At 41.6% G+C, this 15,697-nt stretch carries 17 protein-coding genes and 1 pseudogene; 6 read left to right on the top strand and 12 right to left on the bottom strand.

Going from position 1 to position 15,697, the window contains the following annotated elements:
* Positions 1–22: 22 nt before the first annotated feature.
* The 4 genes from CYLST_RS24455 to CYLST_RS24440 all read right to left on the bottom strand — a co-directional run bounded on the left by CYLST_RS24455 (position 23) and on the right by CYLST_RS24440 (position 3,176).
* A complete protein-coding gene (locus CYLST_RS24455; RefSeq protein WP_015210428.1) occupies positions 23–523 on the bottom strand; it encodes an SRPBCC family protein in 501 nt (166 codons plus the stop codon).
* Positions 524–566: 43 nt separating this feature from the next.
* Positions 567–2,087, bottom strand: coding sequence for a protein kinase domain-containing protein (locus CYLST_RS24450; protein WP_015210427.1), 1,521 nt, complete (start codon positions 2,085–2,087; stop codon positions 567–569).
* Positions 2,088–2,232: 145 nt separating this feature from the next.
* Complete coding sequence (locus CYLST_RS24445) at positions 2,233–2,778, bottom strand: GIY-YIG nuclease family protein (RefSeq protein ID WP_015210426.1); 546 nt, start codon at positions 2,776–2,778, stop codon at positions 2,233–2,235.
* Positions 2,779–2,852: 74 nt separating this feature from the next.
* A complete protein-coding gene (locus CYLST_RS24440) occupies positions 2,853–3,176 on the bottom strand; it encodes a hypothetical protein (RefSeq protein ID WP_015210425.1) in 324 nt (107 codons plus the stop codon).
* A gap of 574 nt (positions 3,177–3,750) precedes the next feature.
* On the opposite strand from CYLST_RS24440, the gene CYLST_RS24435 reads away from it, so the two are divergent.
* Positions 3,751–4,143 (top strand): hypothetical protein, encoded by a 393-nt coding sequence (locus tag CYLST_RS24435; protein WP_015210424.1) that lies wholly within the window; start codon positions 3,751–3,753, stop codon positions 4,141–4,143.
* Positions 4,144–4,286: 143 nt separating this feature from the next.
* Here the strand turns inward: CYLST_RS24435 and CYLST_RS24430 are convergent, their stop codons facing one another.
* The 4 genes from CYLST_RS24430 to CYLST_RS24420 all read right to left on the bottom strand — a co-directional run bounded on the left by CYLST_RS24430 (position 4,287) and on the right by CYLST_RS24420 (position 7,255).
* A complete protein-coding gene (locus CYLST_RS24430; protein WP_015210423.1) occupies positions 4,287–4,652 on the bottom strand; it encodes a hypothetical protein in 366 nt (121 codons plus the stop codon).
* 640 nt (positions 4,653–5,292) lie between these two features.
* Positions 5,293–5,856, bottom strand: coding sequence for a Uma2 family endonuclease (locus CYLST_RS24425; protein WP_015210422.1), 564 nt, complete (start codon positions 5,854–5,856; stop codon positions 5,293–5,295).
* A gap of 986 nt (positions 5,857–6,842) precedes the next feature.
* On the bottom strand, positions 6,843–6,992 hold the full coding sequence (locus tag CYLST_RS34825) for a type II toxin-antitoxin system RelE/ParE family toxin (protein ID WP_157162637.1): 150 nt from the start codon (positions 6,990–6,992) through the stop codon (positions 6,843–6,845).
* 2 nt (positions 6,993–6,994) lie between these two features.
* A complete protein-coding gene (locus CYLST_RS24420; protein WP_015210420.1) occupies positions 6,995–7,255 on the bottom strand; it encodes a ribbon-helix-helix domain-containing protein in 261 nt (86 codons plus the stop codon).
* 409 nt (positions 7,256–7,664) lie between these two features.
* On the opposite strand from CYLST_RS24420, the gene CYLST_RS24415 reads away from it, so the two are divergent.
* Together CYLST_RS24415 and CYLST_RS24410 are read left to right on the top strand one after the other, a co-directional pair.
* Positions 7,665–7,913, top strand: coding sequence for a FitA-like ribbon-helix-helix domain-containing protein (locus CYLST_RS24415; RefSeq protein ID WP_015210419.1), 249 nt, complete (start codon positions 7,665–7,667; stop codon positions 7,911–7,913).
* Positions 7,910–8,332, top strand: a complete 423-nt coding sequence (locus CYLST_RS24410; RefSeq protein ID WP_015210418.1) for a type II toxin-antitoxin system VapC family toxin — start codon at positions 7,910–7,912, stop codon at positions 8,330–8,332. Before CYLST_RS24415 ends, CYLST_RS24410 begins: the two co-directional genes overlap by 4 nt.
* A 31-nt stretch (positions 8,333–8,363) precedes the next feature.
* Here CYLST_RS24410 and CYLST_RS24405 read toward each other — a convergent pair whose 3' ends face one another.
* Positions 8,364–10,070, bottom strand: a complete 1,707-nt coding sequence (locus CYLST_RS24405; RefSeq protein WP_015210417.1) for a diflavin flavoprotein — start codon at positions 10,068–10,070, stop codon at positions 8,364–8,366.
* A 333-nt stretch (positions 10,071–10,403) separates the two neighbouring features.
* Positions 10,404–12,128, bottom strand: a complete 1,725-nt coding sequence (locus CYLST_RS24400; RefSeq protein WP_015210416.1) for a diflavin flavoprotein — start codon at positions 12,126–12,128, stop codon at positions 10,404–10,406.
* A 157-nt stretch (positions 12,129–12,285) separates the two neighbouring features.
* Between CYLST_RS24400 and CYLST_RS24395 the strand changes: the two genes are divergently transcribed.
* The 3 genes and pseudogenes from CYLST_RS24395 to CYLST_RS24385 all read left to right on the top strand — a co-directional run bounded on the left by CYLST_RS24395 (position 12,286) and on the right by CYLST_RS24385 (position 14,023).
* A complete protein-coding gene (locus CYLST_RS24395) occupies positions 12,286–13,065 on the top strand; it encodes a pantothenate kinase (RefSeq protein WP_051056150.1) in 780 nt (259 codons plus the stop codon).
* Positions 13,066–13,151: 86 nt separating this feature from the next.
* Positions 13,152–13,550 (top strand): hypothetical protein, encoded by a 399-nt coding sequence (locus CYLST_RS24390; protein ID WP_015210414.1) that lies wholly within the window; start codon positions 13,152–13,154, stop codon positions 13,548–13,550.
* Positions 13,551–13,558: 8 nt separating this feature from the next.
* Positions 13,559–14,023, top strand: a pseudogene (locus tag CYLST_RS24385) (type II toxin-antitoxin system VapC family toxin).
* A gap of 29 nt (positions 14,024–14,052) precedes the next feature.
* Here CYLST_RS24385 and CYLST_RS24380 read toward each other — a convergent pair.
* Both CYLST_RS24380 and CYLST_RS24375 read right to left on the bottom strand, forming a co-directional pair.
* A complete protein-coding gene (locus CYLST_RS24380; protein ID WP_015210413.1) occupies positions 14,053–14,868 on the bottom strand; it encodes an alpha/beta fold hydrolase in 816 nt (271 codons plus the stop codon).
* Positions 14,869–14,962: 94 nt separating this feature from the next.
* Positions 14,963–15,457, bottom strand: a complete 495-nt coding sequence (locus tag CYLST_RS24375; protein ID WP_041233246.1) for an NUDIX hydrolase — start codon at positions 15,455–15,457, stop codon at positions 14,963–14,965.
* Positions 15,458–15,697 lie beyond the last annotated feature (240 nt).

The raw sequence follows: 15,697 nt of genomic DNA, 5'->3' as shown, positions 1-15,697 counted from the left end.
TTTATAGTTACAAGACTACTGGCTAATCAATATCGGGTTTTATGTTTCCAGCTTCTGAAGCAATTAGTCGTGTATCTAGAAGCTGTGCCAACGCTTCCCCTCCCTGTTGCATAATTGTATTGTGGTTCCATTCCATCAATGGTTTGATAAAGACTGCCAAAATGTTCATCCAAACTTTTGTAGTTTTTACCTTCCATGTGTAACGGACTAAAGTACCTTGTTCAACTGACTCTAGTTCCCACAAACCCACACCGTCTACGTCACCTTTAGCAACCAAAGCCAGCAAATTAGGAGGTTCAATCCGTGTTAATTGAGTATCGAATACCAGCTTATAAAAAAGGGGAGTTGTCCAAGTGATGCGCTGGATTTTTTCAGTCCCGCTATCTTCACTAGGTTCAGTGTCAACAACACTTTCGACATATTTCCACCAATTAGTCCAACGCTCAGAATGAATAATTTCTTCCCAAACCCGCTCAATTGGTGCATCAATAACCCAAGTTGTGACGAAGCAATAGTCTGTCATGTTTTATATATCTTGTTGAGTATCAAAGAATTGTGAAATTACTTTATTTTTTAAAATATCTCAGGTTATTGCGGTCTTGATATTTGGCAATATAGTCTATATTTCGCTGCTCTAATTTGGAAAGCGATTTAGCAGGAAATTCCTTGGGTGAATATTGAGGACTATACCAAGATTGTTGATTAAAGTAATCTTGTAAACCGGGAGTTTCAAAACGGCGACCATTTTTGGCGAAAATTGTATTTCGCATAATATCCAGTTCAAAACCGTCTTTACCATCTAAATCTGCATCGGTTACAGGTCTTTGGGAAAGCCAGAAATAATTGTTAACTTTATTTGCTGGTGGATCTGGGATTCCTGTAGATTCGGGATTGATCACAGCTTGGCGTGTTGTTGGGTTAATTACGATAGTTTTTTGAATTTGGGGTTTAGTATTTAATGGAGTTTCTGTATTTGGAGAAACTGAGGGATTAGTAATAGCTTGGGGTGTTGTAATTGTTCTCGTTGCAGTAATTGTATCTTTGGTTTCTGTTACAGGTTGAAGAGGTTTGGTTAACACCTGACTAATAATTACAGATGCACCGATTAACCCACCTGCAATCAAACTGCCAATAAGGATATTATTATTCTGATTATTACCTTGAGTTGTTGGCTGAGGCGGTGGTGCAACATTCACAGTTTCAGGTAAAGGTGAAGATACTCGCGGTTGGGTGAAAGGCGGTTGTGTTGGGGGCAGCGGATTTGTTATGCTCTGCAAGGCATCTAGCATGGCTCTGGCGGTAGGATAGCGATCGCGTGGATGATAGGCGATCGCTTGATCAATCACCCCTGCCATCATTGGACTCAGATGACTAGCATATTGACGCCACACAATTTCACCCGTCTGTGAATCTGTCTCTAGTTGTTGCGGTTGTCTCCCAGTCAGCAAATAAATCGCCGTCATTCCTAAACTAAATAAATCACTCGAATAAACTGGTCTACCTGCTGCTTGTTCACTAGGCATAAATCCAGGAGTCCCAATTACAATCGAACTGGTAGGATTACCTTGAGAATTCACCACCGTTCCCATTGATTCTCGCACCGCACCGAAATCTATCAGCACCGGTTTACCATCACGATGACGCAAAATGATGTTATCTGGTTTGATATCACGGTGAACGATGTGCTGGGAGTGGACATAATCCAGAATGGGTAACAAATTCACCAGCAATTCCAAAACTGTGCTTTCTGTAAATAATCCCTGCTTTTGAACTTTCGCGCTGAGAGTGTCACCTTCAATCCACTCCTGAACTAAATAAAATTGTCCCTCACTACAGAAATAAGCATACAAACCGGGAATTTGATCAGCTGCGCCGCCGAGTGTTTCTAAAATTGCTGCTTCCCGTTGAAACCTCTCTTGTACGAGTTGGTAAACTTGGGGATTATTTTGAATTGGTCTTAGCTGTTTTACCACACAGCGCCGCTTTGAAGGCATATAGGTATCTTCTGCGAGAAAGGTTTCACCAAACCCACCAGCACCGAGTACCTGGATAACTTGATAGCGATCGTTCAGCATCTGTGTTTTCATGGAAAGCTGGCCCTACGGTTAACCTTGAAAAATATATTACAGCGGTTTTCAGTTGAATGAGCCACGTAGCGGAAATTGAAACATCATGTAGAGACGTTTCAGGAAACGTCTCTAGAAAGTTCTCTTGATATTCACACAACACACCCTACTTCAAATCAAGCAATCCTTCTTCCTTTAATTTAGGATTGAAGCGAACTTGCATTTGTAAACCCCGCGCTGCTAACAGCGCTATAATTTCTGCTTCGACTCGCCGCGCTACATTTTTAATAATTTTCATTTGCGCCAAATCATCAATTAATGGATTTTGATAATTAGCTTGTTCTTCCGGTGTCATGACTGCCTTAGCATCAATGGGGTCAGTCCATTTTTGTTTGTTCTCTCCATTACCATCAGGGACTATACCATTTTCAGCAATCCAAGCATTTTCAATATTTTCTAAAATTGTGCGGTTAGGACGTTCAATGGTTTGAACTTTCACCCAAAAGCATTTTTGCGGTTGCCGAACTAAATGCTGCTTGAGACTGAGATAAACATCGCGGGAATAACCAACAAATTGCAGCGTTTTTTCTTGGTCAAAAATAGCGTAAACCCCAATTTTGCCCGAAAATTGTTCAGGTACTTGACCATTTTCATCAATGTAAGGAAAAGATTCCAGGGTTGATAAAGAGGAAATATTTGTTTCAGTGGTCATAACTTAAGTCGGTATTAAAAATTGCTTATTAATTTTGTCAGTTGGTTTCAAAAACTAACAACTTACAGTAACTATTATCCATTTTTTTTGTAAATTGCACAAAGGCGACTAGGGCGAAAAATTTTGGCAGTAAACATGAAGTTTGGCGGTACGTTGATGATAATATACTCGTCAGATTCATGATATTTTTCAAATTCTGCTGGCATCCCTTTCGGTGTAGTTAATGTGTAGGGAACTGGCTGAAATAGGAATTCTGTAAATTCGGCTTTTTCAGATTTTGACTGTTGGCAAATTTGGGTGATGAAAGCTTCACTTGTCAATAATTTAAAGAGAGTTTCTTGTGCTTGTGGTTCAAGAGTGAAACTACTATCAAAGTTCTGAGCAATTTTTATAGGCATTTTGTTTACAGTTGTGATTAACTTGATGATTGAGTGTGAGCAATATTCTCAGAGGTTCTGAGGAAAATTATAAAATTTACTGAAAAATCCCTCTCCTAACTAATTTAGAGACGTTGCATGCAACGTCTCTACACTCCCCGTTACCTGTTAAGGAAGAGATTTGGGGGTTAGGTTCAGAAAATTTTTCCAACATCCTCTCAGGCTGGAAGTGAAAAATCACCGCTCTAGATCAGCCTATGAGATTATGGGACTTCTGTCAGCTACAGGAGGAAGCTAGTAGGATTAAGAATTATAAAGTTTAGCAGACTTTCAGGGATGAGTGATTTATCCCCAATAATCTGTTGATGTTGTGTATAAAAAATATGTATACTTAATTATGTTATCTAAAACTCCCCATATTTAGCTATTTAACAACTGCGATGGGCTACGCCCCGCCTTCTTGCGATGGCGCAAAGCGCCCGCTGGAAGCGATCGCTCTTCAGTTTTGGGGGAAACTTAAATAGGCTTTAAACTGGTGTTGTGTATTCAGTTTTTGTAATGTTTAAGCTGGTATTAAATTTTGAGATAATTAATTATGAAATACTTTACCCTAGCTTTAGTCATAACGATTGGTGCGATCGCTAATCTCCAGAGTGCCTATGCAGACCAAAAGAATGCTCCTTCGGCAACGGGTAAACGCAATCAGGCTGAGGGTTTGGTGACGAAACCAGCCACGATTAATAGTAGATGGAATAATCCAGTTGACCAAAGTAATAATTCAACACAAACTGCTGATTCAGTTGTGATCTTACGGGAGCAAGGATGCAAAAAAATCAACCCTCTGGATTACATTAACAATCCAGATGCTTTTTTCCAGCCGCAATGTCAGTCAGCAAATAACCAAACTCCTCAAAGTAGTGAGCCTGTTGAGTATTTAAAGGTTCCTCGGCTCGATTCTGGTCTTAGCGTGACTGTGACTAAATTTTGACTGCTATTCCCCCAGTGTAGCTACATCGTTCATCGGTTCTGGGGGAATACAGGTAAGGAATTCAAAATGAAAAACCCAGTATTGGCAAGTATCCTGGCTGCTGACTTTGTGTAAATTAAATGTGAAACGGCTTAATAACACATTTAGCACGAACGGCGGATTTTTGCTTGTAGTAGTTTTTCGTGAGTGATGCGAATAATATCTTCACAATCTACTAACCCGCATTCATGACAAGCGATCGCTAATGCATCTAGTAACATTAATGTAGTAACGTTCTCTGCTGCTAGAGATAAGATAAAGGCTGTAACGCCCTCCGCAGCAGTGTCTGGGTGCATGGTTCCAATGAGGGAACGCAAGCAGTCAACTGAGGCATTGATGCCGTAAAAATCTTGAGTTTCGTTGGCTAATTGAATAACACCCACCATGATCTGATCTGGGGTGATACCTTCTCTAATCAGAAAAATAAATAATGTTGACAGACGGGGAGAGATATTGTAGTTAAAGTTCATATTTATCGCGCCAAGTTCTTCTGTAAATAATAAACGTGTCCTTTTGGTGGATACCCGGACAGATTTAGATACTGGATGACGAGGTAATTTATGGTTTATCGAACACAGGAAATAAAACCTCACCCTGGTTTTGCTTCCGCAAAACCTGTCCCTCTCCTTCGTAAGGAGAGGGATGAATGAGAGGGATGAATGAGAGGGATGAATGAGAGGGATGTCTGTCTGGACTCTTTGAGGTTGAAGAAGACTTTTGGTAATCGGATAACTTGTGTGTACACCGTGGACTGGGAGGGGAGAGGCTTTGAATTTTTACCAGAATCTGCTATGGAAGGGGGTTAGGTTTTGCATTGGTTTTTTCAGATGACATCAAAAATCAGCCCCTAGCACTTCGACAACGAAAAATAGGGTAAGGGGCTTTCAAATAAAAAAAACATCCCAAATTTTCTTGTGGGATGAGTGTCCCCACCTGTCCCATATTCTGGTTGGGCTAACAGCCCACTCCACAAATTGTATAATTTATTTCTCGAAAGACCCTAAACATCCGTAGCCCCATTCCCAGCAATAAAAGCTTTTCCTTTCCCCTCCCCTCGTAGGGGAGGGTTAGGGAGAGGTGGGAAGGGGGTTGGGGGTTAGGTCTCTTATATTAAAGCTGTAATTCAAAGCCAGGTAAAACCTCTTCCCCAGAAAGTAGCGCGGGAAGTTGCACGATTTCTACAGGTTTTTCTGGTCGATAAATTTCTACTTGCTGCGCTTGAGGATTTATTAACCAACCCAAACGCAAACCGTTTTCTATATATTCCTGCATCTTTTCTTGCAGGGTTTTTAATCGGTCTGTTTCCGATCTAAGTTCAATAATAAAATCTGGTGTTAGTGGTGGAAATTTTTGGCGTTCTTCAGCAGTTAGCGCTTCCCATCGTTCTAATTTTATCCACGCAGCATCAGGAGAACGCTTTGCACCATTAGGAAGTCTGAAGATTGTAGAGGAACTGAAGACTATTCCTAATTCTGTTTGCTCATTCCAAATACCTAAATCAGTAATTAGGTCAGCTTCCTGAATACCTTTTTCTCCTCCCGCACCTGGGAGAATTATCAATTGTCCTGTTGCGCTTAGTTCTAGGCTTAAATCTTTATTCGCCATGCACAGTTGATAAAATTGCTCATCTGTAAGGCGGATAACTGGCGCTAGATTCAGGACAACGGTATTCATCAGACTGAGATTTGGTTTAAATCTGAGAGTATTGCGAGAAACAGTTAGCTATTTACGCGCTGGTGTCGAGAAATTAAATTTATTTACGCGTTTTTATATTAGGAATGCTAAAATCTAACAAGTACGCATAAAAAGCAAAGATTGCACCCTGATAAAAATCGGGGCGCTGGTCTAGTTTATGGAATGTGTATTGACTATAAAACAGGAAAGAAAAATGAACCAAATGAACTTGACTCTGTTGTTAAGTTTGCTGTTGCTACTTGTCCTAGCTTACAGCTTACCAACAGTAGATTCTTTAGCCAGTAAGATATTGGCTATAATTGACCGAATCAAATAGCAGATAGACGACTACTATAATCTAAGCAGAACACGAAGTTACCGCAAATAACTTTTTTGTTTGCTTAACCCATCAAGCTCGTGAATTACTAGTTCGCGGGCTTTTTTATATCATATCATATTGAATTCTGTTACGTACCAAATGTACCAGACAAGATTCGATAATAGACCAGACAAGACTCGATAATAGACCCGATAATAGACCAGACAAGATTCGATAATAGACCAGACAATACTCGATAATAGACCCGATAATAGACCAGACAGGATTCGATAATAGACCAGACAAGATTCGATAATAGACCCGATAATAGACCAGACAGGATTCGATAATAGACCAGACAGGATTTTTTGAACTCTCTAAATAGTTTTTTTAGTTACGGTTTAATTGCTCGTTCCCAGGTTCTACCTGGGAATGCAATCAGTGAGGCTCTGCCTCAACTGTGATCACAAAGTCGGGTAAGATGTCGTTTTTTTTGGGACGGGAGGTGGAACCTCCTAGAGAGCATTCCCAGTCTCCGACTGGGAACGAGGGAAACGATATTACCAGGTAACCTGGTTTCTGAAAACGTTCATTTTTGATTTACCAGGTAAAATCACCTATCTGGCAGCAAGCCACGCAATAAAGGTCTAATATGAGCATAACTGCGTCATATATTCGGAAATTTCGCTAAATTTTGGCATTTATTGTTGAATTGTCTAAATAGTTTTTCTCCTGCTTCCATGTTTTGCACGAGAAAATAATCAGCAATTGCATTTAAATCGCGGCTTGCAGATGGTGCGATGATGTAGCGACTCATTTCTAAGCCTCACGAGCTTTTTTGAATCTTTCTAAGATTGGCATGACAACGGTTTCACCGTCCAAACCTTCGCCTCGTTCAAGTTCTGCAATGGCGACATCAACTTTTTGCCGAGTTGCTTCCACCCAATGAATATAATCAGTATTTAAGTTTTCTAGCAGTTGAAATGCTGTATCAATTACTTCATCTGCATTTGTAAATCTACCATTGGCAATTTGAGCTTGGATAAATTGCTCATGTTCAGGTTTTAGCTCAATGTTCATGATTTATCCCTATGATTTACAATCAGCTTTATCCCAATGATAAGCTGTTGCTCGTTCCCAGGTTGGGACGGTCTACTACTTCCTCTAAGATACAAGATTGGGCTTACCACGTGAGAACGCAACAAACTCCGGGAAATGTTGGGTTTTGTTCCTCAAACGCCACTTGCTTTAAGTCGGGAAACCCGCCCAACGCAGTGGCTCCCCAACCTACGTAGAATAGTAACTGCTTGTTTTAACTTGAAGTTATAACAGATTGATCGCTCCCAACTTACTTTACAAATTTACTATTTTATGCATAAGTAAATTCGGTCGTTTCAGGCTTTTGGGGATTAGACTTGGATTATTTGATACATTACTACTGATAATTGCTCATAATATAATAAATTCAGAAAAACTCTATAAATTGGTTATGACCAATATCACTATCTCTAACCTTGATGATGACATCAAATCTCGGTTGCAAAAACGAGCCGAAAAACATGGTCGTTCCCTTGAAGAAGAAGCTAGAGAAATTCTCCGCCTTACTTTAACAGAAAATAACGAACAGCCATTAAACCTAGCTACTATAATTGAGCGGCGTTTTGCGAATTTTGGAGACTTTGAATTACCAGAAATTACTAGAGAACCTATCCGCACCGTGTCAACATTTGAAGAATGATAATTCTTGATACAAACGTATTGTCAGAATTAATGAAACCTAAAAGGGCTGAAACAGTTTTCAATTGGGCAGTTCAGCAATCTTTAATGAGTCTTTTTAGCACAACAATTACACAAGCAGAAATTCTTTATGGTATCGCTTTACTTCCTGGGGGAAAACGGCGAGATGAACTCAGTCAAGCAGCAAAACTGATGTTTTCTGAAGATTTCGCTGGGCGTGTTCTTCCTTTTGATCAAGCCGCTGCTGTAGCTTTTGCTAATATTGCATCCCAAAGACGACGCAATGGTACTCCTATTTCCCAAGCCGATGCTCAGATTGCTGCCATTTGTTACACTCATGGAGCAACTATAGCAACGCGTAATGTCTCTGACTTTGAAGGGTGCGGTATTTCTATTATTAATCCTTGGGAATATAATTGAAGCACCCCACCCTCTCCGTTTTTTGGGGTTCTTAATAATAATTCGCCGACTTGCGATGATGGACGGCTGTTACACCATCTTGATTTAACACCTTCCCATTATCCACAGATGCATAAACGAGCCAGTGATCGCCGGCTTCCATCCGGGATTGCACGGTACATTCTAAGTATGCTAGGGCATCAGTGAGTATGGGACAACCGTTACTAGCTTCCTCAGTTTTCAAGCCGGCAAATCGGTCTTGTCCTGGGGTGAAAGTCTTCATAAACTGCTTTCTGAGTTCCTTTCCTTCAGCCAAAATATTGACTACAAATTGGTTTCCTGAATGGGAAAGCGGTTCCATCGCCCGATCTTTGGCTACTGCAATTGTTAAACCGGGAGGACTAAAACTAGCTTGTGTTACCCAAGAAGCTAACATGCCGCTGGTGACATCGCCTTGCTTGGCTGTAACTACACAAAGAGAACCAATAATCCGCCCGACAGCTTGTTCTACGGTGGTAGCGGGTTGTCTGGCTACAACTTTTCTTTTTGCTCTTTTTAACGCTTGGGCAAAATCTGTACCGGCTTCTTCGCAAGTTTGCAAGGTGACATCGTTGGGTTTGAATTTGACGCGGATGGGTTCAAAACCAAATCTGTAACCGGCATCTTTGAGTTTACCTTCAATTAAATCAACGGCTTCCCCACTCCAACCAAAGGAACCAAAGACACCGGCGAGTTTATTGTTGGTGGCGGTGGAGAGGACAATTCCTAATGCTGTTTCTACGGGTGTGGGTGCATGGCCGCCAAGGGTTGGTGATCCAATTACGAAGCCTGCTGCTTTTTCTACGGCGGCGCGGATTTCTTCTGGGTCGGCAAATTCACAGTTAATTGATTCTACACTAACGCCGGCTTTGGTGATTCCCCGTGCGATCGCTTGAGCTAAGGTAGTTGTATTGCCATAAGCCGACGCATAAATCAACGCTACCGTCGTATCGGCGGAGGTTTGCAACTGACTCCATTCCCGATAAGCTTTGGTAAGTTCAATTAAGGCATAGCGCACCAAAGGCCCGTGTCCAGTGGCGTACAATCTCACCGGCAAATCTGATAATTTATCTAAAGCCGTTTCCACTTGACGGGCGTGGGGTGCCATTAAACAATCAAAATAATAACGCCGGTCTTCGTTAAAAATTTCCCAGCCTTCATCAAATACCTGATCTCCACAAATATGTGCCCCAAATAATTTATCGGAGAACAAAATTTCTGTTTGGGGGTCAAAGGTACAGAGTTCATCTGCATAGCGGGGGTTGGGTGTGGGAATAAATTGCAAATTATGCCCTTTACCTAAATCTAGGGTTTCTTCTCCCCGCATCACGAGAATTTGCAAGTCTGGATTTTCTAAAGCGCCGCGTAAATTTATCGCCCCTGGATTAGAACAGACGAAGGTGATTTGTGGCGCAAGTTCCAGTAATGCTTTTAATGTAGCGGCGCGGTTGGGGTTGACGTGACCGAGAATTACGTAATCAATGGCTTTGACATCAAACCGCTGCTGTAAGGCTTGGAGATAAATTTCTGTGAAGGTTTCCCCTGGGGGGTCGATGATGGCTATTTTATGCCCTTGAATTATGTAAGTGTTAGCGGTTGTACCTTTGGCTAGAGCATATTCTATTTCAAATCTTAGCCTGGCCCAACTGCGCGATCGCATGACTGTTGTATTTGTACCGATGGGGAGTATCTGAACGTCACGGGGTTTTGTTGATGTCATAGCTTTATAAATGTGAAGAATAAGGAATTTTGACTTCTCTCCAAACCTCTCCCCGCAACGGAGAGAGGCTTTGAAAGCTGCTGATTAATGGTGGTTTCCGACAAGTTGATTTGACCCCTCTCCAAACCTCTCCCCGCAACGGAGAGAGGCTTTGAAAATTCATGAGATTAATGGTGGTTTCCGACGAGTTGATTTGACTTCTCTCCAAACCTCTCCCCGCAACGGAGAGAGGCTTTGAAAATTCATGAGATTAATAGTGGTTTCCGACGAGTTGATTTGACTTCTCTCCAAACCTCTCCCCGCAACGGAGAGAGGCTTTGAAAATTCATGAGATTAATAGTGGTTTCCGACTTTGCGGTGGTGGACTGCTGTTAGTGAATCTGGATTTGACACTCGTCCCGCGTAGACGGTGCTGTATACTGCCCAATGGTCGCCGCAGTCCATCCGGCTGGTGACTTCACACTCCATGTAAGCGAGGGCGTCGGTGAGGATGGGGGCACCGTTTTCGGCGGCTTGGGTTTTTACACCTTCAAAGCGATCTGCACCGGGGGCGAATCGTTTCAAAAAGTGTTTCATCAGTTTTTGGTAGTTTCCTTCTTCTAAGACGTTGAGAACAAAGCGATCGCCAACTTGCATCAATGATTCTATGGCGCGGTCTTTGGCTACTGCAATTGAGAATCCCAATGGTTTGAAGCTGGCTTGACTCACCCAAGAAGCTAACATGGCGCTGGAAACATCGCCTTTTTTGGCTGTGATGATGTATAATCCGCCGCTGATTCTGCCTAAAGCTTTATCTAGGTCAGCACTCAGGGATTTCATCGCTTTGATGCTGCGATCGCGTGTTACCCATTGTCCTAAGTCTGTTCCCGCTTCTTCACACAGCTTGTAAGTGTTTTCTGTGAATGTGTCGCGGAGTTCAATTACGGGAAAGGCTACGTGCAAGCCTAAAGCACGGAATTTGTTTAATAAGGGATAAGTTGGTTCATCATCACCCCCACCAGTTTCAAAAATCCCAATCGCTTGTTTATCTTTGGCGGAACCTAAAACGGTGCTGAGTGCTGCTTGAATGCTAGCAATATCAGATGCTGGCGGCATCCCAACCACCAAACCCGCACAGCGTCCCACTAATTCCCGGATTTCTTGTAAATCAACTGCGGCTTTCAAGTCTACCAATTCCACCGCTACACCAGTTTTGCTGATCCCGTTGGCGATCGCTTGTACGAGGCGATCGCTATATCCATAATCAGCAACATAAAATATCCCAACTGCTGCTTCTGCTTTGGTCTGACTTTGGCTCCAAGTGCGATAACGACCAGTCAATTCTTCCACGTTATGGTATAATAGCGGCCCGTGCCCGGTGGCAATCATCTTGATGGTTTTGAGTTCCGCCATCCGCTTGAGAGCAGATAATACAGAACGGGCATTTGGCCCCATCAAGCAGTCGTAATAATATTGATAATCTGCTTCAATAGCTGGCAAGTCTTCGTCAAAGGTGCTATTTGAGCAATAATGCAACCCAAAAGCATCGCAGGTATAGAGAGTTTTGGTTTTGTGGTCGAAGCTGAAAATGGTATCAGGCCAGTGTAAATTTGGGGCAATGACGAATTCAAATTCATGTCCGTTACCCAAGTCCAAGCGATCGCCATTTTTCACAATCCGCCGCTTAAACGGCCAATGCACCAAATCCTCTAGAAACTGAATCGCCACCTTAGAACCCACAACGGTGATTTCTGGAGCAATTTGCAACAAATCTTTAATTAAGCCGCTGTGGTCTGGTTCCGTGTGGCTAACAATTAAATAATCAATCTCCGCTGGGTTAATTAGACCCGTGAGTGTATCAAAATATAGCTGGCGAAACTTTTCGTGGGAGGTATCAACTAAAGCAGTCTGCTCACCGCGAATCAGAAATGAGTTGTAGGTTGTGCCGTTTTGCAGACCAAACTCAATATCGAAGCGATCGCGATCCCAATCCAGAGAGCGAATTGCCGTAGTATCTTCAGCAATTTCCACCGTCTCTATTGTCAGCCTTTTTTCAATTCTTTCGGTGAGCGCTACCATAACCCCCTCCTTGACAAAATGAGTATTTATTCCTCTGGTTTTATTGTGCCACGGCTTGAATGTTAAATTTTATTAAAAAACCTATGGATGACTTAAAAAAGTTAAAACTGTGAACCTTCACAATCATATATATAGAGAAAATCCTTGGTTAGGATTAATGATTGGCAATTCCCGCTTACATTGGGCATTGTTCAGCGGTGAAACCCTAGACTCAGCTTGGGATACAGATTATCTACCTGAGTCTGTTATACAGCAATTCGCTCAAGCTCAAACACCCGAAAAGTTCACAGACAGGGTAATTTCCCAACTAAACACCATTCGTAGGGACACGGCATTGTCAGGCCCCTACCCAATTTCTCTAGCTTCCGTAGTTCCTAGTCAAACAGCAATCTGGCAAACTTTACCAAATGTTCGCATTATTACCTTAGCCCAAATACCTCTGTTCGGTGTATATCCCACACTCGGAATTGATCGTGCCTTAGCTTTGTGGGGTGCAGGAAAGACTTGGGGATTTCCCATACTGGTAATAGATAGCGGCACAGCACTGACTTTTACAGGTGCAGATGATAACCAGTGTTTAGTTGGGGGGGCAATTTTACCAGGGTTAGGTTTGCAGTTTGCGACTCTAGGACAAAAAACCGGACAATTACCGTTACTTGAAGCGCAATTAATTAACTCTCTACCCCCACGGTTTGCTTTAAATACACCAGAAGCCATTCAAAGCGGCGTGATTTACACCTTGTTAGCGGGAATCAAAGATTTTATTGAGGCGTGGTTGTTTTTATTTCCTGAAAGTAAAATTGCCATTACCGGAGGCGATCGCATTTTATTAAAAAACTCTCTCCAAATACAGTTTCCAGAAATAGCCGCGCGGTTAATCGTAGAACAAAATCTAATTTTTTGGGGAATGGAAAAAATAGTAATTGAGATTGAGTAAATTTTCACAGCAAGTCTTAAGGTGAGTAGACAGACCCAGACTCGAATAAAATAGAATGAAGAGATAAGTTTACCCCTATTGATGCTATGCCCAAAACTTCGCAGCTAGATGTAATTATGCAGCAAATAGATGCTCTTTCCATAGAGGAACTACTAGCCGTGAGGGCAAAAATCGATGCGTTGATTTATGGAAAATCATCACCATCTTTTGCCCAACTAGCGGAAATATCACATCAAGTTAATATGATTTATGGTAAATCTTCACAATCTCTTGCCCAGCTAGCAGAAATATCACATCAAGTTAATATGATTGTGGGGGCAGGTTACAATATGATGCCTTCTGGACATGGAACAAAAGCAGAGGATGATTCCTTAGAACAGGTTATACAACTAGTTGATGAATGGATGGCTGATGAATCTGGATATGATGAAGAAACATATCCTCAAATTGAAGCAGCTTTAACTCAGAATCGGCTATCAATATAGTAGCAAACATGAGTAGAGTCATTTTGCTAGATACTAATCCCCTAAGTAAAGTAACGCATCCAAAAATAGATCCAAAAGTCCAACAGTGGTTGAAATCTTTACGAGATACTAAAACTTTTATCCGTGTACCAGAAATAGCAGATTATGAGCTTCGGCGGGAACTCCTGAGAGAAAGAAAACACAAAAGTATAGAACACCTAAACCAACTAAGCAAAATTTGTCTCATCCCAATAACTCCTGAAACAATGCGAAAAGCAGCCGAGTTATGAGCATGGGTAAGAAATCAGGGAAAGCCTACAGCAAGTAATGACAGCTTAGATGGTGATGTAATTCTTGCTGCTCAGGCAATTCTTCAATTAAATACTTTTGATGAAGTCATAGTCGTGACAACAAACTTAAAACACATATCACGGTTTGAAAGCGAAGGAATATCGGTGGCAGATTGGCAGCAAACTCTTGATAATGTCGTTTAATTCGCTGATTACCAATTACCCATTACCAATTACCCATTACCTTTAATAAAATCCAGAATATCGACCGCCACAACTCCAGCACAAGATTCTGGTAAATCATTTTCTCCATGAGCAATCAATTTAAATTCGACATTTGGAGTCAGTTGAGCAAAAGTCTTACTCATTGCCAAGGCGCTTGGTGTATCATTGCCACCTTGTAAAATCAAAAATGGAACTTCGATTAAGTACAAACGGTTTTGCAGTAATTCCGCCTCAATTTCTGGCTGCTGCCGTTTAAATAGTAGGTGACAGCCTATCGGATATTGCAACAGTTCCTGGCGTAGTTGCAAGTCTTGAGCAATTTTTTCTTGCCAACCAAGAATTTTAGTTACAGGACTTAGGAAGCGTAACAGTTTAATTAATAGTGGTGAAAAATTGATTAATCGCCGCATTTTCCGCCAATACTTTTCTTGTCCTTCAATCTTTACACCTTCTGGCGCTAGCAGTACCACACCATAAACTCGCTCTGGATACTTTAAAGCATAGCTAGCAGCAATCCAACCCCCTAGTGAATGTCCTACTAAATACACCTTTTCTAGCCTCAAAGCATAGAAAAACTCAGCTAGACACTCCACTTGCAAATCAATCGAATGGTGAATATTCGGATTTTCCGATTCACCAAACCCTAATAAATCTGGTGCAAAGCAATGGAAATCGTGGGAAAGCGAATCCATCACCGATACCCATTGACTGCTATCGTTCCAAGCGCCATGTAAGAAAATTACAGGAGTCCCTTCACCGACTTCACGCCAGAACAATAGCCCTTGAGAAAGTTTTCTCCGGGAGTTACGAAATAACGTATGCATTTTAATTTAGTAGTTAACTATTAACAGATTTTAGATTCTAAATTATAGATTTTAGATCAAATCCCCAATCCAAAATCTATAATTCAGAATATTATTATGCCAGTGTTGTCAAGCCATTTAAGTAGTCTTGTAACTGCCGATTGTGGTCATGAGACATCTGTGGTTTAGGTAAGGAGTTAGCAGAGAAAGCCTGGATTTCCGTAACTTCCAAAGTATCTAGAATCTCCATTGCTCCCTGCACATCGGCTTCAACCACAATACAAATTGAATGAATTCGGGGATCACGGTCTGGTGCAGAGTAAACTCCAACCAAACGCCGAATTTTCACTAACTCTAATCCAGTTTCTTCCATCAACTCCCGACGAACTGCACTCGGAACATCCTCTCCCCAGTCCACCATACCGCCAGGCAATGCCCAGCGACCATCGTCGCTCCTCCGGATCAAAACAATCCGACCATCGGGTAAAATCGGGATGATACTAGTGCCAGTAATGGGATGACGGAAAATGATACCTAGTATCGCTTGTCCAATGCGCCATAAGCTACGTGTGGACTTGATCACTGCCGGAAAGAAAGCATGAATGTTCAATCTTCAAAACTTCTATGTTGTACTATATATTTCCCAACCACTTACATAAACTCAACTTATCAAATTTTGGTTGAGTTTTGTTTTATACAAAGACTTTTGTGATTGGGTTTTATCCTAACGATTTACGTAGAATAAGCCAATCTTAACATCTGATTTTAATAAAGGCATTGTCTTGGTCAAGATAAACTTTTCATTAATTACTAAATTTTTTCAGTTGATAGCTAGCCTTGGTTTGGCTGA

The sequence above is a fragment of the Cylindrospermum stagnale PCC 7417 genome, assembly GCF_000317535.1.
GTDB classification, from domain to species: Bacteria; Cyanobacteriota; Cyanobacteriia; order Cyanobacteriales; family Nostocaceae; genus Cylindrospermum; species Cylindrospermum stagnale.
Note: the sequence above shows the minus strand (reverse complement) of the source record. Positions and strands in the feature narration are given on the sequence as shown.

Excerpts from the sequence above, each read along its gene's own strand:
- CYLST_RS24455 (WP_015210428.1), bottom strand. The coding sequence starts at position 523 with ATGACAGACTATTGCTTCGTCACAACTTGGGTTATTGATGCACCAATT.
- CYLST_RS24450 (WP_015210427.1), bottom strand. The coding sequence starts at position 2,087 with ATGAAAACACAGATGCTGAACGATCGCTATCAAGTTATCCAGGTACTC.
- CYLST_RS24445 (WP_015210426.1), bottom strand. The coding sequence starts at position 2,778 with ATGACCACTGAAACAAATATTTCCTCTTTATCAACCCTGGAATCTTTT.
- CYLST_RS24440 (WP_015210425.1), bottom strand. The coding sequence starts at position 3,176 with ATGCCTATAAAAATTGCTCAGAACTTTGATAGTAGTTTCACTCTTGAA.
- CYLST_RS24435 (WP_015210424.1), top strand. The coding sequence starts at position 3,751 with ATGAAATACTTTACCCTAGCTTTAGTCATAACGATTGGTGCGATCGCT.
- CYLST_RS24430 (WP_015210423.1), bottom strand. The coding sequence starts at position 4,652 with ATGAACTTTAACTACAATATCTCTCCCCGTCTGTCAACATTATTTATT.
- CYLST_RS24425 (WP_015210422.1), bottom strand. The coding sequence starts at position 5,856 with ATGAATACCGTTGTCCTGAATCTAGCGCCAGTTATCCGCCTTACAGAT.
- CYLST_RS34825 (WP_157162637.1), bottom strand. The coding sequence starts at position 6,992 with ATGAGTCGCTACATCATCGCACCATCTGCAAGCCGCGATTTAAATGCA.
- CYLST_RS24420 (WP_015210420.1), bottom strand. The coding sequence starts at position 7,255 with ATGAACATTGAGCTAAAACCTGAACATGAGCAATTTATCCAAGCTCAA.
- CYLST_RS24415 (WP_015210419.1), top strand. The coding sequence starts at position 7,665 with ATGACCAATATCACTATCTCTAACCTTGATGATGACATCAAATCTCGG.
- CYLST_RS24410 (WP_015210418.1), top strand. The coding sequence starts at position 7,910 with ATGATAATTCTTGATACAAACGTATTGTCAGAATTAATGAAACCTAAA.
- CYLST_RS24405 (WP_015210417.1), bottom strand. The coding sequence starts at position 10,070 with ATGACATCAACAAAACCCCGTGACGTTCAGATACTCCCCATCGGTACA.
- CYLST_RS24400 (WP_015210416.1), bottom strand. The coding sequence starts at position 12,128 with ATGGTAGCGCTCACCGAAAGAATTGAAAAAAGGCTGACAATAGAGACG.
- CYLST_RS24395 (WP_051056150.1), top strand. The coding sequence starts at position 12,286 with ATGATTGGCAATTCCCGCTTACATTGGGCATTGTTCAGCGGTGAAACC.
- CYLST_RS24390 (WP_015210414.1), top strand. The coding sequence starts at position 13,152 with ATGCCCAAAACTTCGCAGCTAGATGTAATTATGCAGCAAATAGATGCT.
- CYLST_RS24380 (WP_015210413.1), bottom strand. The coding sequence starts at position 14,868 with ATGCATACGTTATTTCGTAACTCCCGGAGAAAACTTTCTCAAGGGCTA.